The organism is Spirosoma knui, from assembly GCF_054780635.1.
The window spans coordinates 58,370-84,680 of the sequence record NZ_BAAGVY010000020.1; the positions used below are offsets into that span (position 1 = coordinate 58,370).

The following is a 26,311-nucleotide window of genomic DNA, read 5'->3' on the forward strand; positions in this document are numbered from 1 at the left end:
ATATAGAATGGTTAATACCTTGTATTTAAGAGAACTAGCTAAATATAATACAATACTACAGGTGTTGGCTTCAACATTCTATTTATTTTGTTTTGTATTCTTCCCTGAGTCAGAACAAGCTGTAATTATTTGTGGCAGTATCTCTATTCTTATTTCTCTATTCTCAATAGGCTATTTAATAGCAATTCGCCAGTTCCCACTAGTCTTCAGCTGTCTATGTGCCATTAATGTTGCGCCAATATGGTTCCTGTATCTAGAAGCTATATTACCAGGATACGACGCATTCGTATACAGCACGGCTTCAAGTAAGTTAAACGCTTTTTATTGGATCAGTATCTTTCAGGTGTTTTTAAATTTGTTTTACTATATATCCTGGACTAAACTCACACCAACGTTTGTAAGAAATCTGGATTTTTTACAAAAGATAAATATTAAACCTTCGGGCTATGCATGGTTAACCATAGCAAGTTTTATAATACCTCTATTTGTTTTTTTTATTTTTCACGGCTCATCTGAGACGTTATGGAAGGCAATAACTGCCGGGCGTTCCGAAGGGGGCGGATTTGGCCTAATTGTACGCGAATCTGCCGGAGGAGCTGATTCTTTAATGCTACCATTTGAATGGTTGTGGCAACTAACACCTTTATTTGCTTCTATCGCATTTGTTACGTCCGATAAAAACGCACTTGCGTCTAAGTTAATTTGCCTCATTTGCGGAATACTTGTCATATTTAGTTTCTTCTTAAGCGGTTCAAGAGGCATAATGATTTTTGTAGCCGCCCCAATGATATTTTTTCTCTTTTACTACAATTGGGATAAAGGTTTAAAATTCTGGAGCGTAGCTCTGTTAATATTTTTCTTAATTATTGGTATAATGGAGATTCAAGTCCGCTTTCGCGGTGGGCTTTTAGATGTTATCCTGGACCCCGCAGCAGCAGCAAGGTCTCAGGGCTTAGAATCAGCCACCTCTTTTGATCCTACGAAGACCCACAGAGATAATAACATGTATCTTTTTTGTCTTATTATAAACAGTCATCCTAATAAATACGCGTATAAAGGATTTAATGACTTTTTTGCAATTTTAGCAAATCCAATACCTCGATTTCTTTGGCCAGAAAAGCCATTATTGGATGGCGCAAAAGATATTTCGTCCATGTCAGCGTTTATAGTAGATGGGCCACTTACAATGGGTACAACAAGCTTAACTTATTCTGTGGTTGGCGAAGCTTTTTTATCTGGCGGACTTATCGGCCTCATTGTATATGCATTTACCTACGTATTGTTTCTTCTTTATTTTGATGCAATTATTCCTCGTTCAACTAAGCAAATTCCTATGACTATCGGAGTCTTAGGCGTAAGCGTTTTCTTAATGTTTTGGGGATACCGTTCCTTCTTCGCACTGATTACATTTCTTTATCCAATCATACTATTCGTACTTTTAACAAAATCTATTAATTTCATAAAAAGATGAAGATTACCTACACTGCGCCAAATAGATCACATCACTATCCATACGCAGAAGCTATGAATAAAGCAGGTAATCTTCATGCCTTCGTCTCAGGTTTTAGCAGATTAAGCCCCCGCTCAGCTTTGCCAAGCATAGGTGATAAGCTTAAAAGACACGATTTTTTCCAAACGTTGTATGTAGCAAGTTTGATGCTACACTTTCCAGAGTCATTAACTTCGAAACTTAATAAGCTTTCCAATATTAAATTGGATATAGCTTCATACAAGTGGGCCATGGAATCAGACGTATTCATATATTATCGAACACAGGGTTACAGAACAGTGAATTTACTAAAACGTAATTCTTCACCCACCCTTTGCGTTTTGGAGGAAGTTAATAGTCATGTTGATACTCACTGTGATTTGATGAAACTAGAATATGATCGTCTAAAAACAACTATTCCTGATGAATTTGTACCTGATAAAGAGTTACGTAAGTTAGCTTATGAGCAAGCCGATTTAATTCTTTGCCCCTCCGAATTTGTTAAAAGCTCATTCATACAGCAAGGATTTGCACCTGACAAAATACTGAAAGTTAATTTTGGTATACCGTTATTTAGAAATTCTACAGAAATAAATAAAAAAGGGGATTCTACATTTCGAATATTGTATGTAGGGCAACTACATTATAGAAAAGGATTAAGATACGCTATAGAAGCATTTAAGAAGCTTAGACATCCAAACAAAGAGTTTGTAATAGTTGGTCCTAAAACTCGGATCACTGGTTTAGAGAATGTGCAAATGCCCGAAAACGTTATTTTCACAGGTCCTCTTAAAGGAGACTTACTTGAATATCAGTATAAACGTGCGAGCGTTTTTATATTACCAAGTATAGAAGAGGGTCTCGCTTTAGTGCAAGGAGAAGCATTGTCATACGGTTTACCGTTAGTAACAACGACAAATTCAGGGGGGAACGATCTTATTGATGATGGTATAGAAGGATTTATTGTCAAACCATTTGATCCAGATTTGATATTAGAAAAATTGCAAATTTTGGCAGACAGTCCTCATATATTAGAATCTATGTCCTATCAAGCGTCTAAAACGGCTCAGACCTTAGATAATTGGGACGTAGCAGTAGAAAAGCTAAGACTACAATTATCAGCAAAAATGAGGCAGACTGAAACAATTTAACTTTGAATCGTAACTCACTTCTAAACTTCACTATAGATGTTTATTTTAAGGGATAAACTTGTTTGATGTCGATCAACTTGTAAGTTGTCGTTAAAAACAAGACAACACAACTAGTTAGTTGAACCTATATTAGATTAAGAATTCTGATATATAATTTATATGGGAACGCAAACTAACATCCAATATAGTACTATGTCTTGTTCGTATGATCTTATGCATAATACGAAGGGTAAAAATAGGGAATATCACTTTGCTCTTGCTTTCATGTCATCCATAATCAATATGCATAATATAAAGTTAAGATTAGATGCTCTATCCTTATGGATAGGAAAAGAACTAACACTCAATTCGCAGAAGGCGAATATGATCTAGTCTACAAATTTGGTGTTTTCCCTCCTGTTGTGGACTCTTCAATAGTAGTTTTGGAAATGCTGAGAGGAATGCTCAGATTTCGAGAATATAAGTAGCGGTTCTCGCTTAGGTAGAATATTTAAACAGATTACTAATTCAGTTGACTTTTGGCCCACATTTAATTATTTAAAACATTAGAAAAAAGTTATCAATTCCAGAGGAATACAATCTATATTACTTCTAATTTGTTTCCAACAATTTTGAACAAATTAAAAGATTATGTAACAAAGTTTATATATTAAAAACTTATAGTGATGACAAAATTTGTATCGTAGTGCATTATATGTGGTTATTTTAGGCTTAAAGTAACACATTCAGTATAGCAAATTTTCTTTTTGATTGTGTCCTCTTGAATTAAACTGGCATGATCTGAAATTTCCAGATTTAATGAAAGTACTTTTTTTAATTGAGAGTATGTCTTCCAGATCAGGAGGGCCAGCAAATGAAGTTGCTCGAATAACTGATTTGCTAGCTAATAATTCAAATCTGGAGATAACCGTTGCTTGCTTACAAAAAGAACCTGACAACGTACTATTACATGAGAAAGTAAATTATTATTACTTTAACGCAGCTCCTATTTTTTTTAATTTGATTCGTGTCGTCAGAGAGCTATATATATTGATTAAAGAGTACGATGTATTATTTACGACCGGAATCTGGGGACCAGTAGATGGGTTAGCGTTAAGATTATCCTGGGTTGCTGATAAGCCTATCTATTTAAGAGTATGTGGAATGCTTGAACCATATATTGTTAAAAGAAATTTCTTGAAAAAGCAGTTAGGGTTTGCTGCATATTTGAAACATAACTTAAATAAGGCTACTGGTATAATTGTCAATAGTGATGAGGAAGCCAAAAATGCACAATTATATACAAAAGATTCATCCAAAGTATTAGTTATTCCAAACGGGGTCGAACTACCAACACAAGTACGTAGCAAAGCAGAAGCAAAACGAGAGTTAGATATCCCGGTAGATGTGCCTACATTATTATATTTAGGTCGTATACATCCCAAAAAAGGCTTACATATCTTGTTGGAAGCAGTTGCTCACCTACCTGTTAATAAGCGAGATTTTAAACTTCTTGTAGCTGGCGATTTCTCTGATAATGACTATAAAACATCTATAGAAACTATTATCAGTACTAATAACTTACAAAACATAGTAAAATTCTCGGGCTTAGTAACTGGTCATGAAAAAAATAATCACTTCGCGGCTGCTGATATGTTTATTTTGCCGTCACAAAGTGAAGGATTACCTAATGCAGCACTCGAATCAATGGCTCATGGGCTTCCTGTCATATTGACAAAACACTGCAATATGTCAGAAGTAGCTGACTATGGAGCAGGGTTAGTCATTAATTTAAGTGTGGAAGACATTGTTGATTCTTTAGAATGGTTTTTGCTTAACTCGTCAAACCTTTCAACAATGTCCAGTAAGGCACAGCAATATATTTTGGATAAGTTTAACCCAGAAAGTTCTTTACGATTGTATATGAATATCATATCTTCACATACTAAAAATCATAACTAATTGATCAGATAACTGGTGTTAAGTTCTGAGTATCTTATAAAATGAATGTAGGAATCATTTTTCCAGAATTAGGTCCTTACCATATTGCCAGGATTCAATCTTTAAGGGACGCACTGCTTTCTACAGAGAGTACACTACTAGCATTCAGGTTTTCATCAATAAGTAATACGTATAACTGGCAGGAAGTTGATTCAAAGGATATAGAGGTTGTTACTTTGTCCGAAAGTGCGCCTGCAGGTTTTCTGCAATCTTATAAAGTTGCTTATAAGTTGATAAAAAATTTAAAGTCAAAAAATATCGAGGTTATTTTTTTACCAAGTTATTCTCCACTTCCTAATCTATTGTGTTTGTTGGGGGCAAAGTTTACTAGATGTAAGACTATTTTAATGAATGAGTCTTGGCATGGAACTGAGAAAGCAAATATTTTAGGCAGGTTACTAAAGCATTTTGTTGTACGTCTTTTTGATGCAGCTTTAGTTGGAGGTACCCCTCAGGTAAAGTATGCTTGTGCCTATGGACAAAAACCATCTCATGTATTCATGGGGTATGATGCTGTAGATGTAGACTACTTCAGTCAACAAGCTGTATACTGGTCTACTATCACAGACCAACTGCCAATCAACAACCTGCCTAAGCGTTACTTTCTTAATTTAGGAAGATTTGTATCCAAAAAGAATTTATCCGTACTTATCCGAGCCTACGCAAGATTAGCTAGCGATGTCCCAAGCCTTGATGTGGGTTTGGTTTTAGTAGGTGAAGGTCCTGATGAAGAAAAGTTACGTAACTTAGCTACTTCGACGGGGCTATTGGTGGTTGATGGACTCGCCACGGTCGATCAGCAGATTATAGGGCCCCATATTGTATTCTACCCGTTTCAACAAATAGATAAAACTCCTTTATTTCTTTCTCGTTGCGAAGCGTTTATACTTCCAAGTCTTTACGAAGAGTGGGGATTAGTCGTTAATGAAGCCATGGCTTGCGGAACTCCGGTTTTAGTTTCCGAAAATGTTGGAAGTGCATACGACTTAGTTTTGCAAGATGTAAATGGATATACGTTTAATCCTTCAGATGTTGATCAGTTATATCGATTGTTAAAGAAGTTTGTTACTAATCCTGAGCTTTCTAAAACTTTAGGAATTAATGGCAGAGAACACATAAAAAATTGGGGTTTAGATCTTTTCGCGCAAGGTGCTTTATCTGCTATTAATGCCGCAACCAAGTAATACGTATTGATTTCATTCAACGTATCACTTTTAAGCTCTATGATCAGTCCAGACTACAATCAAAATACGTATACAGGTCCATCCTTCTCGTTAAGGAATCGTCTTTTTAGAGTATGCTGGAGTGTTGTGTATACATTATTATTCCGTTTCACGCCGAAACCTTTTCATGCGTGGCGATCATTCATTTTGCGGTGCTTTGGGGCTAAGGTCGGACAAAATGTGCATGTATATCCAAATGTTAAGATATGGGCTCCGTGGAACCTTGTATTAGGCGATGAATGTGGCGTGGCAAATGGCGTTATCTTATATTCTCAGGGTGTGATAACGATTGGGTATAGAGCGGTTGTTTCACAGGGAGCCCATTTGTGCGCTGGCACTCATGATTACACAAAACCTGGTTTTCCATTGATTACGAAACCGATCCACATTGGTGATCTTGCCTGGGTTGCCGCCGAAGCTTTTGTTCATCCGGGTGTGACAATTGACAACGGCTGCGTAATCGGGGCTCGATCAGTAGTGACTAAAGACATGCCTGCCTGGATGGTGTGTGCTGGTCACCCTTGTAAGCCGCTAAAAAGGAGAGAGTACGATGCTCCTCTACTAGTCTCTCACCAGTGAAGTCCATTCAATATGATTTCAGTATTAATATTAACGAAAAACGAGGAGGGGGATCTCCCAGGTTGTCTGGAATCAGTGTCCTGGTGTGATGATATCCATGTGTTTGATTCGTTTAGCGACGATCAGACCGTCGTGATTGCTAAAAGCGCAGGAGCCACGGTTACGTTACGTCGTTTCGATGGGTATGCCTCACAACGTAATGCGGCTCTAGATACGTTACACTTTTTGTATCCGTGGGTATTGATTCTGGACGCTGATGAACGGGTGCCCCAGCAGCTTGTTAACGAGTTGAAGCAAAGAATAGATCAGGCTCCCGATTCAGTAAACGGCTTTCGGATACGACGCAGAGACTATTTTGGCGATACCTGGCTGCAACATTCTCAGATGACACCATTTTACATTCGTCTCGTTCGCCGGGGTAAAGCCCGTTATCATCGTGAGGTTAATGAAGTACTCGAAGTTGATGGAGTTGTTGAAGACGTGGACAGCTATTTCGAACACTACCCTTACTCCAAAGGTCTCCATCACTGGTTGAATAAGCATAATACGTATTCGACTATGGAGGCTCAACGGTGGATTGAAGAGCACAAAAATGACATCCATTTTTCGTTGAAGAAGGCTTTATTCAGCTCAGATTTTAGTGAGCGTCGGTACCATCAGAAAGGACTTTTTTATAAGATTCCAGGCCGCCCGATAATTAAATGGTTGTATCTGGTTGTATGGCGCCGATCTTTTCTGGATGGTTACGCCGGGCTAACCAATGCTACCCTTCAGGCTGTGTATGAGTACTTCATTGTGATAAAAACAAGAGAGCTGCTAATATCCCAACGTGAAAAAGATAAGAACTCAGTTGCTTCAATCTAACTCGAGGTAATGTGCGGTTTATCCTACTTAGCTTCTGTATAGCGGTTGTGATAGCCGCTGTTTTTTTATTTAGCTGGCTCCCTCAGCCAGAGCTAAGCAAGTATGGTTATTTACCAAACTGGTTAGGCCAATGGACAGATAGCAGGGCTAATATGAACATCCGTACAGCAGTTCCTTTTGTTCTGCTCGGTATACTCAGTGGCATTGCACTAGTACGTAAATCACCTGAGTGGTATTGGTGGCTAATTGTATGGGGATTTACTGTTCTCCTTGCACTTGCCGCTGAAGTAGGACAACTTATTCTACCACTTCGGCATTTTGACTGGGGTGATGTCTTCTGGGGAGCGCTGGGTGCAGGTGGCAGTATGGTGCTGGTGTGGTTGATCAAGTGGGTTATTGGCAAAGCAGTATCTTACAAATTTTTGTAGAAGCTCAGGAGCATTAAGTATGAGAATATTGATTTACGGAATAAACTATTCACCAGAGCTTACCGGCATTGGTAAATATACGGGTGAAATGGGGGCATGGCTGGCCCAGCAACAGCAACATGTAGATGTAATTACCACAATGCCCTACTATCCGGAATGGGAGATTCACACATCGTACAAAGGAAAGTGGTGGCATACAGAAACACTCGAAGGGGTTCAGGTGCACCGATGCCCATTTTATGTACCTGGTAAGGTCACATCATCCAAGCGCATTCTGCACGAGTTTTCGTTTGTACTCAGCAGTCTGTTTTATTGGTTACCGGTATTCTTCGGTGCCCGTTACGACGTAGTCATTTGTTTGTCTCCCCCCTTTCACCTGGGTTTACTTCCTGTTTTTTACAGCAAGTTACGTAACGTGCCCCTGTGGTGTCATATTCAGGACTTACAAATTGATATGGCGAAAGAACTGGGCATGCTCAAAAACAAACGTTTTCTGAATATTATGTACAAGGTTGAAGCCTTTATCCTGAAGCGGTGCAGCGTAGTATCGACAATCAGTGAGGGCATGGTTCGGAAACTAAGCCAGAAAAATGTGATTCAAACCGAATGTGTATTATTTCCGAACTGGGTTGATGGCGACTTTATTAAACCGCTACCTCAACAGGAATCGTTACGGGCCGAGTTGGGTATACGCAAGTCGGATCAGGTCGTTCTGTATTCGGGTAGCTTAGGGGAAAAACAGGGATTGGAAATAATCATTGAAGCGGCCCGGTCATTCATATCCCGGCCAGAGATTAAATTCATGATTTTTGGCTCGGGTGGCGGTAAACCCAAACTGGAAGCATTAGTACGGGAGTATGGACTCACCAACGTAACGTTCCACCCCCTGCAGTCCTACGAAAAATTCTCCGCGTTGCTGGCCACGGCGAATGTCCACTTAGTTTTACAAAAAAAGTCGGCCTCTGACCTTGTACTTCCTTCTAAGCTAACGGGTATTCTGGCCGCTGGGGGCTGCGCCTTAGTTTCAGCTATTCCGGGCACTACGTTATACGATGTGATCGATAGGTCTAAAATGGGCATTTTGATTGAACCTGAGTCGGTAGAATCATTGAAACGCGCCATTGAAGACGCGCTGTCCAGAGACTTATCAGTGTACCAAAGAAATAGCAGAAATTACGCCGAGCGGTATCTGGATAAAGAAACAACATTGCGCAAGTTCATGGACAATCTATGTCAACTTACCGGTCAACCTCCTGTTGAAGCAATACCTGAAAAGAGTGTAGCCTAATCTGATGCCAGTCGAAGTATCATGCTCAACTTACAGGCTGGATGCTTCCAATAACGATGAATTCAGTAATGGCTGTTCGCCCAACAGTTTCAAGTCCTTTGCATCAAATAACCGGGCCATTGTATTCAAATCACTAGGACGGTGTAAGTCACTGCCGATAAAGTCGATGCACCGCTGTTGCAATAAGTACCGAGCCTGCTTTTCAACACTTGATCCGTAGCGTCCTGTAAGCGACATCCAGTTGAGTTGAAATAGGCAGCCAGCTTCACGGAGTTGAAGAAGCGCGGCTTTATCTGCATGATAATACTTGTAGCGCTCCGGATGAGCCAGCACGGGCGTGTAGCCACGGGTCTGGATGCGAAAGAGCATGTCGCTCAGACGCATGGGTGGAGATGACCAACCGGTTTCAACAAGCAGGTAACGGGGATCGCCAAACGACAGAACATCTCCCTGCTCCAGCGATTCTATAAAGAAATCATCGAGCAGATACTCGGCGGCTATCTCAATCGTAAGGGGAAGTTGGTGTTCAGTAATGAGATTCTGGACGGCCAGAATCCCCTCCCGCATGACAACACTTGAATTGGGATACCAGTCACGGCTGACGTGGGGGGTGGTAATGACTTTACGAATACCCCAGTCCGCTAACTGTTGCAGGCACGTTAGGGTTTCATCCAGATTTTTAACCCCATCATCTAAGTCAGGAATCAGGTGAGAGTGTATATCAACCTGCCAGAAACAAACATCCTGACTGATTTCGTGCGCCTTACGGTGTGGAAGAAAACGTTGCCAAAAGCTTTTCGTAAGCATCTATGACAAAGATACGAAGTTAGTCGTTACCAACCGGTGAATTTGTCGAGCGGCCAACATTAAGCTCAATCCATAAAGATGGTTAACTTGTAATACTCCCTGCCAATATACCATAAACTGCAGGCTGTTTGTTTGAACTGCCTATAAACTAAAGATAGAGTAATCCTAGCCAACAAAAAAGCCATCCGCCGGGGCAGATGACTTTTTTATGTCCTACAAAAAACGGACTAATCAGCCGCTACACTCGATTTATCTTTGGCAGGACGCTGATCCCGGCGCTTAGTTTCAATATCAGGGGTTGTCGACGTAGCACCGGCCCGAAGCGGACGCTGCATTTTATAGTTGCGATCTGCTACGTCCGTTGAGGGTGTATGATTCACTACGATACCATTCCCCGTTGGCTGGCCAGGCACCTGCCGCTTATAATTCGCCAAGGGCTCCTGGCTGGGCATAGGACGACCGACCGTTACGCCCTGCTTACTCTCCCAACCACGGGCCACTGCCGATTTGTTCGGATGCTTGTAGTTATGCGTCGAGTAGGTTGGATCGTTTCGCAGTTTCGTATCATCCTGCGCATAGGCGGGTCTGCTCATCGCAAAGACGCCTAGACTAGCGAATATAAGGGCTATCATTTTCATGCTTTCTGTGGTTTTGTTGTTGACAAAAATAGAAGGTTGTCGCACATTAAAAACAAATCAGAAAGCTACTATATTTATAGTTTCTATGAAATTTTGCGTAACATTCGATGAATTGACTCCGAACTAGTAATATTATTGGCATCTGACAATGTAAACCAGCGAATATTCTTAATTTCTTCAGATTTCCCAAACGCTTCCGTTTCGTATGCTTCGACCAGAAACCGGATGTCATAGTGCAGATGCTGGGGAAGATCACCACGAGCTGGGATTGAGTGGATGTCGACATCAAAAATTTCAGGAGCTACCAACCGTACAGAGTTTAAGCCGGTCTCTTCCTGCGCTTCGCGTAAGGCAACAGCCGCTACGTCCGGGTCACCATCGGCATGGCCCCCCGGCTGGAACCACCGGTCGAGCTTGCGGTGATGAATTAAAACAACCTGCTGCCGGTCGGAGCTTACAATCCAGGCTGAGCCCGTTACGTGTCCGGTCAGCAGTGACCGGTCGAAACAGTCCGGGTGTTGGGTCACGAAATCAATGGTGGCCCTGGTCATATCCTGTTCATGGGCCTCAATGCCATACTGGCTGTTGGTTAGGTGTTCCCGCAGTAGAGCGAGCAAAGGTTCACGGTACATAACTTGGGTTTGTGCGTAAAAAGCCGCAAATTCGTCACGTTTTAAAAACTATATAGACAAATATGCGTAAGTTATCACTGAGTGTTGCTGCGTTGTGCTTAACCGCTCAATTAGCTACCGCACAGATTAAACTCCCCTCCCCTAGCCCCGGCGCTACGATTATACAAACGGTGGGCAGCACTGATTTCACCGTAAATTACTCGCGGCCAAGTCTGAAAGGTCGTTCACCATTCACAGACGCCTTCGTGCCAACTGGTAAAGTATGGCGCACCGGTGCGAACACAGCAACGGCCTTCACCAGCACGACCGACCTAATGGTGAACGGTCAGTCGTTACCGGCTGGTACGTACGCCATTCTTTCCATTCCTGCCCAGGATGAGTGGACATTGATTTTCAGCAAGAATAAAGCCGTTACGGAGCAGTCGTACAAACAGGAGGAGGATGCACTGCGGGTGAAGATCAAATCGGCGACAAGCAACGAAAAGATCGAAACCTTTACGATTGGGTTCAGTGACCTGACCGACAGCACCGCCAAACTGAACATTATGTGGGCGAACGTAAAGGCAAGCGCGGATCTGCGGGTAAATACCAGCGCGATCGCAGCCGCCAGCGTTGACAAAGCCGTTGCCGAGAAGCCCGAAGATCCGGCCGTTCTGCAGGCAGCCGCCAGCTACAATCTGTCGAAAGGACGTAACCTCGATCAGGCCTTGAGCTGGATTGAGAAGTCAATTACGATGAAAGAAACGTTCCGGAATCTATACGTAAAGTCGCAGATCCTGGGTCAGATGGGTAAGTTTACCGATGCTTTGCCGATCGCGCAGAAAGCCTTGACGCTGGGCCAATCGTCCAACGACCCTTCCTTTGCGTTCTTCAAAGAGGGCATTGAGAAAAGCATTGCTGATTATACAGCAAAGGCCCCCGCGCTCCCTGCTATGAAAGCTAGCAAAGGCAAAAAGAAGGCTTAATAGCTCATTCAGGCTACCTCTAACAGCAAAGCCCGGTTCTCTGTAGAAACCGGGCTTTATTGATTTATAACGCCTTTAACTTAATGTGAGTTATGGATAAGCGCTTGAGTCTTAATTGCCGTTTCTTGTCATCCCGACCAAAGGAGGGATGACAAAAACTTTAATGCAATAAGCTGGATCTAAAGGTTTAATTTGCGTACTATCCATTATTCACGTTAACGTACTAAGACCGGTTAACCTGCCAGTCGCTGGTCGATATGTATCTCAACAACTAAACCGTCGACGGCTTGCTCATGGGCGATTCGCTGCCGGATGTTCCGGATGGCTTGTCGACCTGTGTTCCAGCGCCGGGTTACATTGACCTCCCGAACCAGCGTCGGCGCTTTAGGCTGATGAGCATATTCGTAGTAATCGACCATTCGGCTCGTCATTTGCCTGACAACTTCCTCAATAGGGCCATAAATGAGCAGATCCGGATCGACTTTGGCCAGTTGAATCAGCGCTCGGCTAATGGAAGCGGTGTAAAACGCACAATCAATATCCTGATGACGTACGGGTACCCCATCATGAAGACGCTGAAGCTTTACGCTTCCATCTTCCAGCATCGTCGACGCAGGCTGCTGGCCCTCAGGTTGAGGAAAAACAGCGTCCAGTTTATGCTGAAACCGTTCCCACCAGGGTGGCTGACCCGATGGGTTCAGCGTATCGCAGAATATAACCCGCTGGGGTAAGGCAGGCTGCTGCGGATTCATAATCAGCAGAGCGGCCCCCAAATGGCGATCGTCAGCGGCATGCCGTCGCTGAATAACAAAACAATGCGGTGCTTCATGACCTTCCTGCTGTAACCGTTCTGCGCTCGTCCGAACGGCCCGTAAGGCATCTTCCATATACCCGTCCACCATGACATGGATGGGTAGACTGCCTGCGTACGCAGCTTCCTGATGCAACTGGTCGGCCAAAATGTTAAGGGCCGTGGTATCAGACCGGCGCGTACCGAAATACATGCCGATGTCCTCCCGTCCCTGCCAGTCCGGATGTTCGGTAAATACGATCGTGTCGCCGTGATCACCCTGCCGACTGGCGGACGTATACCGGAATGGGACTTCTCGATGCTCCCGGTGGGCGGCCAGATTATAAATCCGCTGCTCAAACCGGGCCAGCATGGGCTCGTAGGCATCATTCAGGAAATAAACCTGTTCGATCGGGCGAAGAAGGTGCCGCGCAATGGCTTCATCCTGGAGCAATTGCTCAAAGGCATCTTCGCAATGCTTGAAGAAGCTACGCAGCGCACCCTGCTCAATGAAGGTTTCCGTGCAACTGCCCGTATCGAAACTTCGACTGGGGTCAGCCGTTGTTCCGTTTTCTATCCAATCGCGGAGAAATTGCTTCACCGCGCTGTCGAAAGCGTCGTTCGCTGCTTCGGCCTGTTCTTTTGTGTAGTTAGTTGGGACAAATAATTCCTCTGCAATCCGTTCTCCGGTCAGGAGATTCCGAATCATTTCGTTCATGGGTACAGGTTACGCGTATAAAAGGCCGAATTACTAAACTATATTGAAGGAAGTGGAGTGGTACGAGTCGCCCTGGTTACGTTCGATATACCAACGAATTCGGACGAAGTCGATCGCTGTAAAAATACGAAAATAAAGAGGGGATTTCTTGTGATACAACAGATTCTTTGAGCGCTTTAGTTGCAATTATTTATGCGATTAATCTAGTTTATCATTTTTTTAATCGCGGGAAAGAAGCGATAGCCCGCAAGCAGCGCCCCTTCAACAGTAATCAACTAATTACCAATAGTTTACCTATCTAAAAAACCGTTGCAGGGCCCAGGCAATACCGACTACGAGCAGGCACCCGATCACGTTCAGCCACAGAAAAGCGGTAAGGTCCAGGTACCAACTGAGCACTACGAAGGCTTCGCCGATAATCGTTGCCCAGAATGTGGCCCGTCCGCCGATGGATTTGACATAAAACGCAATCACAAACACGCCCAGAATGACGCCATAAAACAACGAGCCCAGTATGTTTACCGCTTCGATCATGCTGCCCAGTTGGTTGGCGAACTGAGCCACTACAATGCAAAATATCCCCCAGCCAATGGTGGCCCAGCGCGAAGCTTTCAGATAATGCGCATCGTCGGCATTGCCATCGCCCAGGCGCTTGTATACGTCCACAACGGTAGTTGAAGCCAGGGAGTTGTAGGCCGCAGCAATCGACCCCATCGAAGCGCTGAAAATAACCGCGATCAGTAACCCGATCAGGCCATGTGGCAGGTAATCGAGCACAAACCGCAGGAATACGTAATTGACATCGTTGGTATCCGCAGCGGGATTGTTCTGCTTGATCAGTTTGGTTACGTCTGCCTTTACGGCTTTCAGGGCCGTGTCGGTTTCGCGAAGCACTGTAGCTGCTGACTCCTGTGCCGCTTCATCGTCCCGACTTAAGGCCGCCTGCATGTCTACAACGGCGCGCTGGCGCTGAGTCATCAGATTCTGGTGCTTGATCTCAGCCAGTTGATAGGCACCCGCGTAGGGACTTTGCTTGAGCCGGTCGGTTTCCTGTTTATTGAAAAAGGTCGGGGACGGGTTAAACTGATAAAATACGAACACCAGTACGCCCACCAGCAGAATCAGGAACTGCATGGGTACTTTCAGCAGCCCGTTCATCAGCAGTCCTAGCCGACTCTGCTCGATGGATTCGCCAGTCAGGTACCGCCCAACCTGCGATTGATCGGTGCCGAAGTAGGACAGTTGCAGAAAAAATCCGCCGATCAGTCCCGACCACAGGTTGTAACGGCTGTTCGGATCGAACTCCAGGTCGATCAGGTTCATACGACCGGCTTTACCCGCTACGTGCAGGGCATCAACAAAGCCCACATCCTCGGGCAGCAGCCGAACCGTTAGATACCCGGCTAGTGCCATGGCAAACGTAACAATGGCCATCTGCTGAAGGTGCGTATACGAAATCGCCTTTGTGCCGCCCGTAACGGTGTAGACCAGCACGAGTCCGCCCATGATCAGATTCGTCCAGTAGATATTCCAGCCCAATATCGTCGACAGAATAATGGCTGGCGCGTAGATGGACAAGCCCGTCGACAAGCCTCGTTGGAGTAGAAACAACCCAGCGGTAAGCGTTCGCACCCGGGCATCAAACCGGTTTTCGAGAAATTCGTAAGCAGTAAATACTTTGAGCTTATGAAAAATGGGTACGAAGGTCACCGATAGCACGACCATCGCCAGCGGCAGACCAAAATAAAACTGGACGAACCGCATCCCATCGGCAAATCCCTGTCCCGGTGCCGACAAAAAAGTAACGGCACTGGCCTGCGTAGCCATTACAGATAGACCAACGTGATACCACGGCAGCGACTGCCCGGCCAGCAGGTAATCGTCCATACTCCGACTCCCCCGGCTTTTCACAATGCCGTAAACGATTACGCCCAGTAACGTAATGACCAATACGCCCCAATCCAGACTGCTCATGACAACCAGCGCATTAGAGCGTAAAACAACACGATTTCGGCCACTAAGCTACCAAGGACGATGGTATATAACTGGTTCCAGGAACGGGCAAATGGAGGCAAATCAGTTGGGTCTTCGGGCATGAAAAGGTGGGTTGTCAGTTATCTACCGGCGAAAATACGGGAAATTCAGGTATCCCTCTGTCTTAACGACAGAACGTACTATTTTGAGATACGCAGGTGATAACTGGCAAAAGGCATAAAAAATATTGGGGTCTCTATACCCGACTCAATAATAATGGGAATGTAAGCGGCCAGATCAAACGCGTGGCGTCGGCGATCGAACCGAATACCGCCCGACAACAGACCCGCAAAGTTTACCTGACCATTGCCAAAGAGCACGAAGTTTTCGGATATGAACGTCAGCTTTGGGCCGACCTTACGAACTAGCCCGAATGTACCCACAAAATTACGGGAGACCTCACCGTTTGAGATGCTCCAGCCTAACCCATAGGTCGTATTATTCTGCCGATCGCCGGTTGTCACAATCCCCTGAAGATAGCCGATACCTTCCAGGAGGCCATCGAACCGGACGGCGGCATACTGGGCGTTCACGCCTACACGTACCCGGTTACCCACGGGCAGCGACACTTTCGTGTTCAGACTGAACAGGTTTGTCGGAAGAAACGAGTAGAACGTAGTACCGACGCTCCAGTTGTCGCTGATTCCGTATTCGAAATGGCTGACATAAAGGAAATAGTTTCGGAAATACAATTTTCCTTTTTCAGCCGAATACGCCGTTGGGGCGATCCGCATCGTTTGTGGAAACAGATTAGGAAAACTTTCGCCTTCTGCGCGGGCCCCGATCAGCTCAATCCGAACAATCTGATCCGCCTTCAGCCGGATTTCGCCCAGATTACGAGTCCGAATAATGGCATCAGAACTATCCTGCCGTATCAGTTCGCCCCGAAGCTGGGTGCCATCTTTCAGGGTTATTACGTAGGTAGACTTCACCGATTCAGGTGTCTTGTTCTTCGGGTAGTACTCGTCCTGCGCCAGCGTACGTAATGGAACAAGTAATAAGGTCAACCAAAGCAAGGCGTATTTCATACCTGAACGTGGGCAATTAGTTACGTCCGATGAGCAGATTATAACCGACATACGGAAACAGTCGGACTGGCTTGCTATCGTAGAAGTAAGGGCTATCGTATATAAGCGAGTAAATACCCAGATCAAACGCGTGTCGACGTCGGTCAATGCGACAGGCAAATGAGACCGTCACCCGCGCATCGTCATAGGTGTAATAGTCGCGTCCGAGTGCGATTCTGTTGTCACTAACCAGGGTCAGCCCAGGCGACACTTTTTGAATCAACCCGACCGTCAGAAAGTGATATGTCGGAATAGTGTACGTATACACCTGAGGCATGCTCGATGACCAGAGGGGCGTTGAGTAGGTGTACGTCCGCTTTGACGGCAACGTCTGCCCATATCCCACCGTTATCTGGTGCTGACTGGTTCCAACTGAAGCGAGTCCCTGCAACGTCCAGAGATCGCTTGTTCCAAATAAATTAAGGGCCCCACGGGCCTGATATGTCACGTTGGCAGCCAGCCGGAACTTCTCCCCGATGGGTACACTTACTTTTGAGAACAACCGTGTGGTGTTGAGGAAATATTCGCCTGCTGACGAATAAAGCTCTTTCAATAAAAGACCTGGGAAAGGCGACATAAAACGGGCACCTACACTCCAATGCCGGGTAATACCGTAATCAAACTCATTGATCAGCAACCAGGTGTTTCGGTAATAAAACCGCCCTTTCTCCGGATTGTAAGCGGTAACGCCAGTCAGCAGCCAGGGAGAGAATTGGGTTGGAAATCGTCTGCTAGTGTCTTTTTGCGTTTCAACCAATACCGAATCAGTACGTACCAAGAGTTCTGGCTCGAAATACGTCAGTTGTCCGTTCCGCTTCCGCACCGTGATCATGGTACTATCGCGCTTCACGAACGTTCCCTCCACCTGCGAACCATCCCGGAACACAAATACCTTGTAGGGAGCGGTCGACCGGGTTTCAACGACATTAGAGGGTACTATAGGCCGGTCCGCCGAAATCTGGACAACCTGATCGGCCTCCACGAATGACATATCACCACCCCGCCTACGGACACTGATGATGGTGCTGTCCTGCCGCAGGATTTGCCCCCGAACTACCGTGCCGTCGCGCATCAACAGATACGACCGTCGGCGTTGAGTATCTTCTGAACCAATTTTCACGAACTGTGCCCAGGCAAACACTGGGCCAAGTAACAGAACGAAAAGAAGTGTTTTCATGGTTGATACTATCAGTGTGTCTATACGGCAGGGACTCCACTAGACAGAAAAGCGTTGTAACGGCATTTTTTAATGTTTCTGTCCTTACCGTTCGGGCTGACTTTCTCAACCTTGTTTTACCATTGTTTTACTCCTTCTTTTTTCGGCGGTTCTGGTACAACAAACTGACCTTATCTACATCCATGGCTTCGCGTCCACCTTCGTACTGCTTCAGGATGGCTACGATTTGTGTTTCGGTAAACTTTTTCTTTTTCAGGTGACAGTTAAAATTAGCTCATTTCGAGTCTAATCCTTGACTGTCCTAATTTCAGGGAAGCTTACATAATGAACACCTTTTTAGTGATCGCTTTATCAGTAGTCGGCCAGTTAATTCTGGCCATCAGCTTTGGCAAGGAAGCCTTTACTATATCGACAACCGGAATCGGCCGGGTAAAACCTATCTTTTTGGGCAGCGTCTTTCTGGGTTTTGCCATCCTGTTGAGTTGTCTTCTCTACGTTATGCTGACTCATCAGGGTCGCAGTTAGGTATATAAGTTGCCTGAAAACAGGTCTAAAGGCCTGGCATTGCCCGGAGTATCCGTAAGCTCAACGTAGATCCATGACTCGGTATTCCCTCGAACGCATCATCTCTCTCGGGTGGCCAGACCGATATCGATCAACTGGCAGTGGTCCGCTCGCTGGGCATCCCTACTGGCGGTATTGCCCCCAATGGCTATCTCACAGAAACAGGCCTGACGAGCATCGAGCGCCTTCGCCCCAAAGTGGCAGTATTAGCCAGGAAGCCGCTTTAATTGAACGTTTTCTACAGGGCGAATAATCAGGGGAACCTTTTCAATTTTGACGGAACTGCTGTCTAGGCCAAACCAGCGGGCTTCGGGAGTGGTAAATGATTTTATGGTGAAGTAAATGCTCATGATTAGTCCCTCCAGTCGAGGCAACTCATTCTCAAAAGATAGAAACTTCTCCAAGACAACGAACCGAAAATCACCGATTACATGCTGACGGCTGAGCGATTCGTACCGACTGGTAATGTCAACCTCCTTGTTGCGTACCATGTCTTCAATCACTTTGCGGAAGAATAGATTGATACGCTGCTCGACGCGGAAGCCGAGTCGAAAGGTGATCTTATAGGCGTCATCCGGCGCAATCGTATTGACTTTGTATTCCATCGTGTAGGGATCGTCGGTTATATCCACGTGCACGAACCAATAAATATCGGCTCGTTTGGGCCGCTTTTGAAAAATGGAATAAATAATTTTCGATTCAATTTCAGACTGACGAGCCGCATTGCTCATAAACACCAGGTGAGTTGCATACTTGGGTATACTAATATCGCGGCTGAGTTCTTTGAGGGCCGGTATGTAATGGTCAATGCGAACATATTCCGTCAGTCGAAGTTTGATGCGAAAGGCTTGTAACCAAACATACATCACACCGGCGATGGTCGATCCAATTAGAACCGATACCCAGCCACCATGGGGAAATTTGACTAGGTTAGCGACTAGAAAACTTCCTTCCAAGCCTAAATAAATCGCCAGAAACAAGACGATCCCCCAGGCCTTATATTTATGGGTATAGAGGTAGTAAGACATTAGTAAGGTCGTCATCAGCATCGTCAGGGTGATAGCCAACCCATAGGCGGCTTCCATATTGGATGACTCCTTAAAGTAAAGTACGACCCCCACGCAACCGGCCCACAGCAACAGATTTATACTCGGTACGTACAATTGGCCTTTTTGAGCGCTAGGATACCGGAGTTGCACCTTGGGCCAGAAGTTTAGCCGGATCGCTTCACTGATGAGGGTAAAGGAACCCGTGATCAAGGCCTGACTGGCAATCACGGTAGCTGCGGTAGCAATGATGATGCCCATCGTTAGAAACCAGGGAGGCATCAGTTCATAAAACGGAATCCGATCCTGTAGGCTTTGGCCTTCCTGGCTCAAGAGCCAAGCTCCCTGACCAAAATAATTCAGCAGTAAACAGGTTTTGACAAACACCCAGCTCACCCGAATGTTGGCCCGACCGCAGTGGCCCATGTCCGAATAGAGCGCTTCGGCTCCTGTCGTACAGAGAAACACGGACCCCAGCAACCAGAAACCACCCGAATATTGGGTTAATAACCACCAGGCATGGTAGGGATTAAGCGCCGTTAGAATCGTTGGATTCTGGGCAATCTGTCTTCCTCCTAGTAGGCCCAGCATGATGAACCATACCAGCATGATGGGACCAAAAGCGGTCCCGACGACACTGGTTCCAAAGCTTTGAATCAAAAACAGGATCGTTAGAATGCCAATGACGATCTGAATAATTTGCCCATGCGTGATTAAGGGATTAAGTAGCCGTAAGCCTTCCACCGCCGAGGATACCGAAATCGGGGGGGTAATGATTCCATCAGCCAGCAGTGCCGCTCCCCCAATCATAGCGGGTAGCGTAAGCCATCGGGCGTGACGACGGATTAAGGCGTAGAGGGCAAAAATACCCCCTTCGCCCCGGTTATCAGCACGCAGAATCAAAAGGACATATTTAACGGAGGTTTGTAGGGTGAGCGTCCAGAATACGCACGAAATGGCTCCCCGCACAACGTCAGCATTGATGCGATTCACGGGGCCAATAATCGCCCGTAAGGTATACAGGGGAGAGGTGCCAATGTCGCCATAGATGATACCCATGGCTACCAGTAATCCGGCAGCGGATACGGTATCGAGATGATTTTTGTTATTCATGATTTAACTTATTCGGCTTACCCTGGTCCCACTGCCTGTGGGCGTCGACTGGAGCGGAAACTACTCGCGAACGCTTGTTTGGCGCTCAGGGAGAAGGTGGCGCGTCGGGATTGAGAAAAGTGTTGGAGAACCGCATACGGCCCGTTTGGGACCAATGTCTATGATTGGGGGCACCCTACATGAAAGCACTGGGCGTCCTCCAAGATCGACTGATCGATCCTGCTCAGTCCGACCCGTGACGGTTTGGGCTACCAGTAAACCTTTTGGATTTCAAACAAAAACTAGTCATTAGCCAGGCGGTGTGATACTGCCTGTCAGGGGAGCGTGTCGCAGCCCCGAAGCTGGTCTAATTAAGCCACTGGCAACATCGAAGATAAATTCGCCTGAAGCTATTGAAACCGGCTCGATGTTCCCGCTTAAAAATTAAGAGAACTGGCGTCAGGATAGGACTGGCAAGCGGGTTGGCCGTTCGGATTTGGGCTGTTGATCGCTCAGCCGATATCGCACTGGATGGAAGCGAATTGGCGACAAACTTGAGAGGTAAATAGGCTTCGCAATAATCCCCACGTGTGTTGATAATCTCCCGGGTATTCACTTCAACGGCTGAAATGAACATACACAGGGTCAACAGGTGCAAAAGCCATGAACGCCAGCGGGAACTCATGCGGCAAATATATATATTTAAATGTTCGGGTAGGCTTTAGAATTTCAGGTAGCCCCTATTCTCATCGTTAACCGTTGGCAGGCAAGTCACGACTTCACCTGGAGTTGATGTTTTTTATAGGTTTTCTCTTGTGCTACTTAGCCTAATGTAAACGCTTTCTTCTGAGACGAATGAGGAAGGTACGTAAGCAGGGCAATTGGTGAGACCATAACTAGCCTGAAGTTGCTTACCCTTTACTATATAATCGATTTTTAGGACCTTCCGATTGCACTTTCACTTCCATGTATTCCCGGCGAAAGTACGGGCTTGCTTTGGCTTCCCTGCCGGCCTACTCATTGGAAGGCTAGACACTCTTTGCAGCTACTAACTCTACAATGGATAGGCAGCCAGCAGAAGCCGACGACTGACCAATTCATAAGCAGCAGAACGCAATGCGACGGGTAGTAAGCTGGAGGAATCGGCGCGAAAGCGCACAGTAAAGCGATACCATCCAGAACGCTCGCATAGCGAACAGATTGAGCTTGTAGCCGCTCTGTAAGTGCGACCTGTAGATCAGCGGGGTACGCGCCGAGCGGATCGGCAGGTAGACGGCTTTCGGCAGCTGTTGGTCAAAGCGTTGAGTTAGATTGAAGAGCTGCTGTAAGTACCTGTCGGTCACGGCTAATGCCTTATTGGGTAATGAAGTCCGTGCCCTTGGGCTACCAGAAAGGTAGCATGAACCAACTGATGGATTGATGCCTGTTTTGTCGACCCTCCTTAAACGGGGAGGTACACACTGAACGTAGCTCCCTGGCCCGGTTGACTATGGGCCGTAATGGCTCCCCCGTGGTTAGCCGCCACCTTCTCGCAGATGGCCAGTCCAATACCTGTCCCAGCAAACTCCTTTCGACTGTGGAGCCGCTGAAACACCTGAAAGATGCGATCCAGGTACTTCTCATCAAAGCCAATCCCGTTATCAATCACATCAATGCGGTGGTACGCGATTGCACTCCGGCCTGGCTTAATGCCCGCGGGGAGGTGGTCAGCCGCCAGCCAGCGGGCCCTGACGTCAACGAGCGGGAGGGCATCAGGACGGCGAAATTTAAGCGCATTGGCCAACAAGTTCTGAAACAGCTGACCCAGCTGGGATGCGTCACCCACCACCGTGGGCAGAGGCTCAACCCGCACCTGAGCGCCGGTTTCCTGAAGGGTCAGTTCTAAGGTAGACAGCACCGTATTGACCACATCAGTAAGCTGAACGGGGCCGCTGGTATCGCGCCGGGTGGAGATGCGCGAGAAGTCCAGCAGGTCTTTGATCAGCGTCGACATGCGCGCAGCCGCCGACTGCATCCGCTCGATGTACACGAGTTCTTCACCCACCGAATCCGCATAGCGAGTCTTCAACAGATCCCCGAACTGGCGAATCTTCCGGAGGGGTTCTTGTAAGTCATGGGAAGCCACGTAGGCAAAGGTTTGCAGGTTCTCATTGGAGCGCACTAGCAGGCTGTTGGCTTCGGCCAGCTCCTGGTTCAGGACCGCATACTGTTCGTTACCAGCGAGCAACTCGTCGTTCACCGCTGAGAGTTCTTTATTGGCTGCCGCCAAATCTTTGGTGCGCTGCTGCACCTGCTCTTCCAGGTCGGCCGATAACGCCCGGTAGTTGGCTTCGCTGTCGCGTAGCTCGGCTTCGATCCGTTTATTGGGCGTAATATCGGAGGCATGGACAATGAGCCCAATCACATGTTGTTGTTCGTTCTTGTGGGGCGTGTAGACGATGCTGAGCCACCGGTCGGTCTGCATGCGGGTCGGTGCAAGCAGCTCATACCGCACCGATTCTCCCGCGTAGGCCCTGGCCAGATAAGGCGCTGTCGAGGAATAAGCTTGCTCGCCTAGAAACGCCCGGACTGTTTTGCCTAAGGCCTCTTGGGCGTCAACGTTAAACCATTCCCTAAACACCTTATTGTAAGACTGGTAGCGCTGCTGCTCATCCAGATAAAAAATCATGGCGGGTACCGTGTCCCGCAGGAGCTGAAGGTGCTGTTCGCTTTCGGACAGCGCCTGTTGGGCTTTTACCTGGGCGGTGACATCAATAGCGATGTCGAGTATGGCATAAACGTCGCCTTCCGCATTCCGGATAGGGCTATACGAGATGTTATAGTAGTTATCATTGAGCACCCCGTCCTGAACGATCTTCACCAGAGAACCTGCGGAGATAAACGGCTTGCCGGTAGTAAACACATCATCCAGGATCTGAAGGAAGGGTTGACCCTCGGTAATCAGTTCAGGCATGGCCTCCCGCAGAGGTAAGCCTTCGATTGCAGGTCCTTTGCCCACAATATCAATAAAGGTCTGATTTGGGTTTTCAATCACTAAGTCCCGGCCGACAAACAAGCCGATGCCCGCTGGAGCGGTGGCCAGGATCGCCCGCAGCCGGGCTTCGTTGTCTTCCACCTTTTTTCGGCTCAGTACCTGCTGGGTCACGTCCGTAGCCACCACCAGGATACCCCGCACTTCTCCATGAGACCCTTTTTGGGGCTGGTAGGTCAAATCAATGTAGATGGTACTTAGCTGGTCAGCCCGGAGGATGTCCACGGCTACCTCAAGGGCATTAAAGGGAACTCCCGTCGCAATCACATTCTTTAAGATTTGGTCAAAGCCCTGACCCCCGATCTCGGGCAGAGCCTCCAGCAAGGGTTTGCCTACAATGGACTCAGGGGGGCGGGCGACCAGCTCTCCATAAAAAGTATTGGCCCATTGGAACACCAGTTCGTCATCGGCGCTGAGGGTGGCCAGACCTACCGGCGATTGCTCGAATAAGCTTAACAGCTGAGCCTGCGCTTCATCTTTAATTTCCTGGGCCCGTTTAATATCGGTGATGTCCCGGGTGGTTCCCGCGACAGCCTCTACCTCTCCCTGTTGGTTCAGCACGGGAGCAAACACGTAATCATAAATGCGTCGGCCCAGCGTGGCGTGGGGAAACGCCACCTCGCCCCGAATGGGTTGTTTGGTAGCGACTACCTGATCGATTTCCCGCTCGTGCATCCGGGCGTGCCAAGGCTCGTAGCCGTTTTCCAGCAGGCTCTTGCCGATGGCTGCCTCCCAGGTACTGCCCCACATGGTAAGCAGCGCCTGATTGACGTAGGTGAACCGGTAGGAAAGGTCAAAGACATAGACCAGGTCAGGGGTACTCCCGGTGATGGCTTCATAGATACGCTGCTGGCGCTGGGCTTCCAGCTGAACAGTCGCTTCCCGTTGCTGGGCCTCTACCTGTTGGGTGACGTCCTGGGCTACGCCCGAAAACCGGACGGGCTGACCCGCTTCGTTGAAGTAACTGCGGCCCGTGGACTGAATCCAGCGGATACGCTCATCTTCCCCGATGGTGCGGTAGGTGATCTGATAGTCCCCACCCGACTGAGGGCGCAGAGCCGCCTGGAAAGCCCCATTGACCCGCTCAACGTCATCGGGGTGAATGAAGGGCTGGGTAATCTCGTACGCAAACTGACCTCCCCGGCGGATGCCGAACAGCTCCCGGCAGCGCTCATCCCAGCGAACCTGATTGGTAAGCGGGTCATAGTCCCAAACGCCCAGTCCGGCCGCCTGGAGCGCGATGGTAATATCCAGTTGATCACTGAGTGGCTGGGAAGCGTCTGGGAGCTGTTGGTCGCCGGTCATACGTAAACAAGGGTAAAAGCTGGCAAAGCAGGCTGTGTACTCAATTGATCGCTTTGCATGGTTACAACGGCCGACGGCGCTGGTTAGTTATGATTTGGCTTTTGCCGATGTTCGTTTCGCCAGGGGCGTGACCTGCGCAGCCTAAAACTCGCAGCGAAGTACAAACGCTAGTCTAGCCATAGTCTGGCTATAGTAAAAACGCGGTTACTGCTCAGCAAAGTTAATCGTATTTGAATTAGGCCATTGCTTTGCTGTCAGAGCGCCCGATTTGTTCAGGCTCTTGCTCCTAAAATAACCCGTTGGGTTTACCAGAAACTAGTGCGGCTTCATGCGCAGCCGGCACGTACTATACGTTAGCGTTTCGTTCAGTTGGTCAAGCCCCTTTTTGTCCTGGACTTGCAACAAAACACTGGACAAGTTTTCAAGCAACTTGTTGAAGGTGCCGGTTATAATAGTCGAAAGGGGAAAGGTAGTCTAGTGCTGAATGCCTCCGTTGGCGATTGTACCAGATCTTAATGTACTCAAAGACTGCCTGTTTAGCTGTGGCTTGAGTGTGGAAGTCATGCTGGTAGACCAATTCCAACTTTAAGTTTTTGAAAAAGCTTTCAGCCACCGCATTATCCCAACAATTGCCTTTTCCACTCATACTTTGTACAACCAGCGGATGTTTTTCAACAGCTTGGTAAAGCTATGACAGGCATACTGCACTCCCCGGTCTGAATCAAAGATTAAGTCCCGCTCAATTGGCCGGTTCTTAATCGCCATCTGCCAAGCCGGAATGCTCGTCTCAGCGGCCTTCATTGACTTACTCAGAGCCCAACCAATCACTTTTCGGTCATATAAATCCATAATCATGGTCAGGTACAGCCAGCCTTAACCGGTCCGGATGTACGTCAGATCCGAAACCCAGGCCTGACCCGGTTTTTGGGGATTGAATTGACGGTTCAAATGGTTTTCGGCCACTGGATAGGTGTGCTTTGAATCCGTAGTAGTAACTACATATTTCTTCTGAATGACGCTTTTGAGATTAGCCTGCTTCATCAGCCTGGCAACTCGGGGCCGGGATACCTTTACGCCTTGTGCTTTCAAATCGCGCGTGATTTTGGACTCCCGTAGCGGCCTTTACTAGCGGTGAATAGGCCACGGATTAACTGGGTGATAGCCTTATTTTCAGTTGCTCTTTTAGTGGGTCTTTGGGTTAGCCAATCATAATATCCACTGCGGCTCACTTGCAGCACTTTACACATCGTCTCAACAGGAAACTGGGCTTGGTGAGCCTTCATAAATCTGAATATTTCCCGTCTCCCCTGGAGAAGATGCCGACCGCCTTTTTTAAGATATCACGTCGCTTCGGCCTTTAGATTTAGGCCGTTGTACGATTCTAAGATGCGTCGTGTAACTTAGAGATACTCACAGAATGTGAGCGACCAACCCCGGCAGGAC

Annotated in this window: 23 protein-coding genes; 10 read left to right on the plus strand and 13 right to left on the minus strand. The window is 47.0% G+C overall.

Translation table 11 applies throughout. From position 1 onward, the window contains the following. Positions 1–7 precede the first annotated feature (7 nt). From ACYVIY_RS27110 to ACYVIY_RS27145, 8 genes are all read left to right on the plus strand, one after another. Positions 8–1,471: an O-antigen polymerase gene (locus ACYVIY_RS27110; RefSeq protein WP_460979740.1), complete on the plus strand. Its 1,464-nt coding sequence runs from the start codon at positions 8–10 to the stop codon at positions 1,469–1,471. Continuing rightward, entirely contained in the window at positions 1,468–2,640 is a 1,173-nt protein-coding gene (locus tag ACYVIY_RS27115) for a glycosyltransferase family 4 protein (RefSeq protein ID WP_460979742.1), read from the plus strand. Before ACYVIY_RS27110 ends, ACYVIY_RS27115 begins: the two co-directional genes overlap by 4 nt. A 798-nt stretch (positions 2,641–3,438) precedes the next feature. Beyond that, positions 3,439–4,581 (plus strand): glycosyltransferase, encoded by a 1,143-nt coding sequence (locus tag ACYVIY_RS27120; RefSeq protein WP_460979743.1) that lies wholly within the window; start codon positions 3,439–3,441, stop codon positions 4,579–4,581. Positions 4,582–4,622: 41 nt separating this feature from the next. Next, positions 4,623–5,804: a glycosyltransferase family 4 protein gene (locus tag ACYVIY_RS27125; RefSeq protein WP_460979744.1), complete on the plus strand. Its 1,182-nt coding sequence runs from the start codon at positions 4,623–4,625 to the stop codon at positions 5,802–5,804. A gap of 39 nt (positions 5,805–5,843) precedes the next feature. After that, positions 5,844–6,422, plus strand: coding sequence for a WcaF family extracellular polysaccharide biosynthesis acetyltransferase (locus ACYVIY_RS27130; protein WP_460979767.1), 579 nt, complete (start codon positions 5,844–5,846; stop codon positions 6,420–6,422). A 12-nt stretch (positions 6,423–6,434) separates the two neighbouring features. Next, complete coding sequence (locus ACYVIY_RS27135) at positions 6,435–7,286, plus strand: glycosyltransferase family 2 protein (RefSeq protein WP_460979745.1); 852 nt, start codon at positions 6,435–6,437, stop codon at positions 7,284–7,286. Between the two features lie 47 nt (positions 7,287–7,333). After that, positions 7,334–7,714, plus strand: a complete 381-nt coding sequence (locus tag ACYVIY_RS27140) for a VanZ family protein (RefSeq protein WP_460979746.1) — start codon at positions 7,334–7,336, stop codon at positions 7,712–7,714. 19 nt (positions 7,715–7,733) lie between these two features. Beyond that, positions 7,734–9,002, plus strand: a complete 1,269-nt coding sequence (locus tag ACYVIY_RS27145) for a WcaI family glycosyltransferase (RefSeq protein WP_460979747.1) — start codon at positions 7,734–7,736, stop codon at positions 9,000–9,002. A gap of 30 nt (positions 9,003–9,032) precedes the next feature. Here the strand turns inward: ACYVIY_RS27145 and ACYVIY_RS27150 are convergent, their stop codons facing one another. The 3 genes from ACYVIY_RS27150 to ACYVIY_RS27160 all read right to left on the minus strand — a co-directional run bounded on the left by ACYVIY_RS27150 (position 9,033) and on the right by ACYVIY_RS27160 (position 11,079). Continuing rightward, the gene (locus tag ACYVIY_RS27150) at positions 9,033–9,809 is read right to left on the minus strand and encodes a tyrosine-protein phosphatase (RefSeq protein ID WP_460979748.1); all 777 of its coding nucleotides are present in this window, start codon (positions 9,807–9,809) and stop codon (positions 9,033–9,035) included. A gap of 227 nt (positions 9,810–10,036) precedes the next feature. Further along, positions 10,037–10,441 (minus strand): hypothetical protein, encoded by a 405-nt coding sequence (locus tag ACYVIY_RS27155; RefSeq protein WP_460979749.1) that lies wholly within the window; start codon positions 10,439–10,441, stop codon positions 10,037–10,039. A gap of 89 nt (positions 10,442–10,530) precedes the next feature. After that, positions 10,531–11,079, minus strand: coding sequence for an NUDIX hydrolase (locus ACYVIY_RS27160; protein ID WP_460979750.1), 549 nt, complete (start codon positions 11,077–11,079; stop codon positions 10,531–10,533). A 62-nt stretch (positions 11,080–11,141) separates the two neighbouring features. On the opposite strand from ACYVIY_RS27160, the gene ACYVIY_RS27165 reads away from it, so the two are divergent. Further along, positions 11,142–12,044 (plus strand): DUF2911 domain-containing protein, encoded by a 903-nt coding sequence (locus tag ACYVIY_RS27165; RefSeq protein WP_460979752.1) that lies wholly within the window; start codon positions 11,142–11,144, stop codon positions 12,042–12,044. A 233-nt stretch (positions 12,045–12,277) separates the two neighbouring features. Here ACYVIY_RS27165 and ACYVIY_RS27170 read toward each other — a convergent pair whose 3' ends face one another. From ACYVIY_RS27170 to ACYVIY_RS27185, 4 genes are all read right to left on the minus strand, one after another. Next, complete coding sequence (locus ACYVIY_RS27170) at positions 12,278–13,552, minus strand: hypothetical protein (protein ID WP_460979753.1); 1,275 nt, start codon at positions 13,550–13,552, stop codon at positions 12,278–12,280. Between the two features lie 294 nt (positions 13,553–13,846). After that, a complete protein-coding gene (locus tag ACYVIY_RS27175; RefSeq protein WP_460979755.1) occupies positions 13,847–15,526 on the minus strand; it encodes a sodium:solute symporter family protein in 1,680 nt (559 codons plus the stop codon). Positions 15,527–15,726: 200 nt separating this feature from the next. Continuing rightward, positions 15,727–16,614, minus strand: coding sequence for a hypothetical protein (locus ACYVIY_RS27180; protein WP_460979757.1), 888 nt, complete (start codon positions 16,612–16,614; stop codon positions 15,727–15,729). A gap of 16 nt (positions 16,615–16,630) precedes the next feature. Next, the gene (locus ACYVIY_RS27185) at positions 16,631–17,830 is read right to left on the minus strand and encodes a hypothetical protein (protein WP_460979758.1); all 1,200 of its coding nucleotides are present in this window, start codon (positions 17,828–17,830) and stop codon (positions 16,631–16,633) included. Between the two features lie 324 nt (positions 17,831–18,154). Here ACYVIY_RS27185 and ACYVIY_RS27190 point away from each other — a divergent pair, with 324 nt between their 5' ends. Further along, on the plus strand, positions 18,155–18,355 hold the full coding sequence (locus ACYVIY_RS27190) for a hypothetical protein (RefSeq protein ID WP_460979759.1): 201 nt from the start codon (positions 18,155–18,157) through the stop codon (positions 18,353–18,355). Between the two features lie 245 nt (positions 18,356–18,600). On the opposite strand, the gene ACYVIY_RS27195 is transcribed toward ACYVIY_RS27190, so the two are convergent. From ACYVIY_RS27195 to ACYVIY_RS27220, 6 genes are all read right to left on the minus strand, one after another. Further along, positions 18,601–20,553, minus strand: a complete 1,953-nt coding sequence (locus tag ACYVIY_RS27195) for a KUP/HAK/KT family potassium transporter (RefSeq protein ID WP_460979761.1) — start codon at positions 20,551–20,553, stop codon at positions 18,601–18,603. A 1,076-nt stretch (positions 20,554–21,629) separates the two neighbouring features. Beyond that, positions 21,630–21,875: a hypothetical protein gene (locus ACYVIY_RS27200; protein WP_460979763.1), complete on the minus strand. Its 246-nt coding sequence runs from the start codon at positions 21,873–21,875 to the stop codon at positions 21,630–21,632. Positions 21,876–21,973: 98 nt separating this feature from the next. Beyond that, positions 21,974–24,868 (minus strand): PAS domain-containing sensor histidine kinase, encoded by a 2,895-nt coding sequence (locus ACYVIY_RS27205; protein ID WP_460979764.1) that lies wholly within the window; start codon positions 24,866–24,868, stop codon positions 21,974–21,976. 421 nt (positions 24,869–25,289) lie between these two features. Next, positions 25,290–25,514: an IS3 family transposase gene (locus ACYVIY_RS27210; protein WP_460979766.1), complete on the minus strand. Its 225-nt coding sequence runs from the start codon at positions 25,512–25,514 to the stop codon at positions 25,290–25,292. Then, the gene (locus ACYVIY_RS27215; RefSeq protein WP_460979768.1) at positions 25,511–25,735 is read right to left on the minus strand and encodes a DDE-type integrase/transposase/recombinase; all 225 of its coding nucleotides are present in this window, start codon (positions 25,733–25,735) and stop codon (positions 25,511–25,513) included. Before ACYVIY_RS27215 ends, ACYVIY_RS27210 begins: the two co-directional genes overlap by 4 nt. Positions 25,736–25,741: 6 nt before the next feature. Next, on the minus strand, positions 25,742–25,969 hold the full coding sequence (locus ACYVIY_RS27220; RefSeq protein ID WP_460979769.1) for an IS3 family transposase: 228 nt from the start codon (positions 25,967–25,969) through the stop codon (positions 25,742–25,744). Positions 25,970–26,311: the final 342 nt, after the last annotated feature.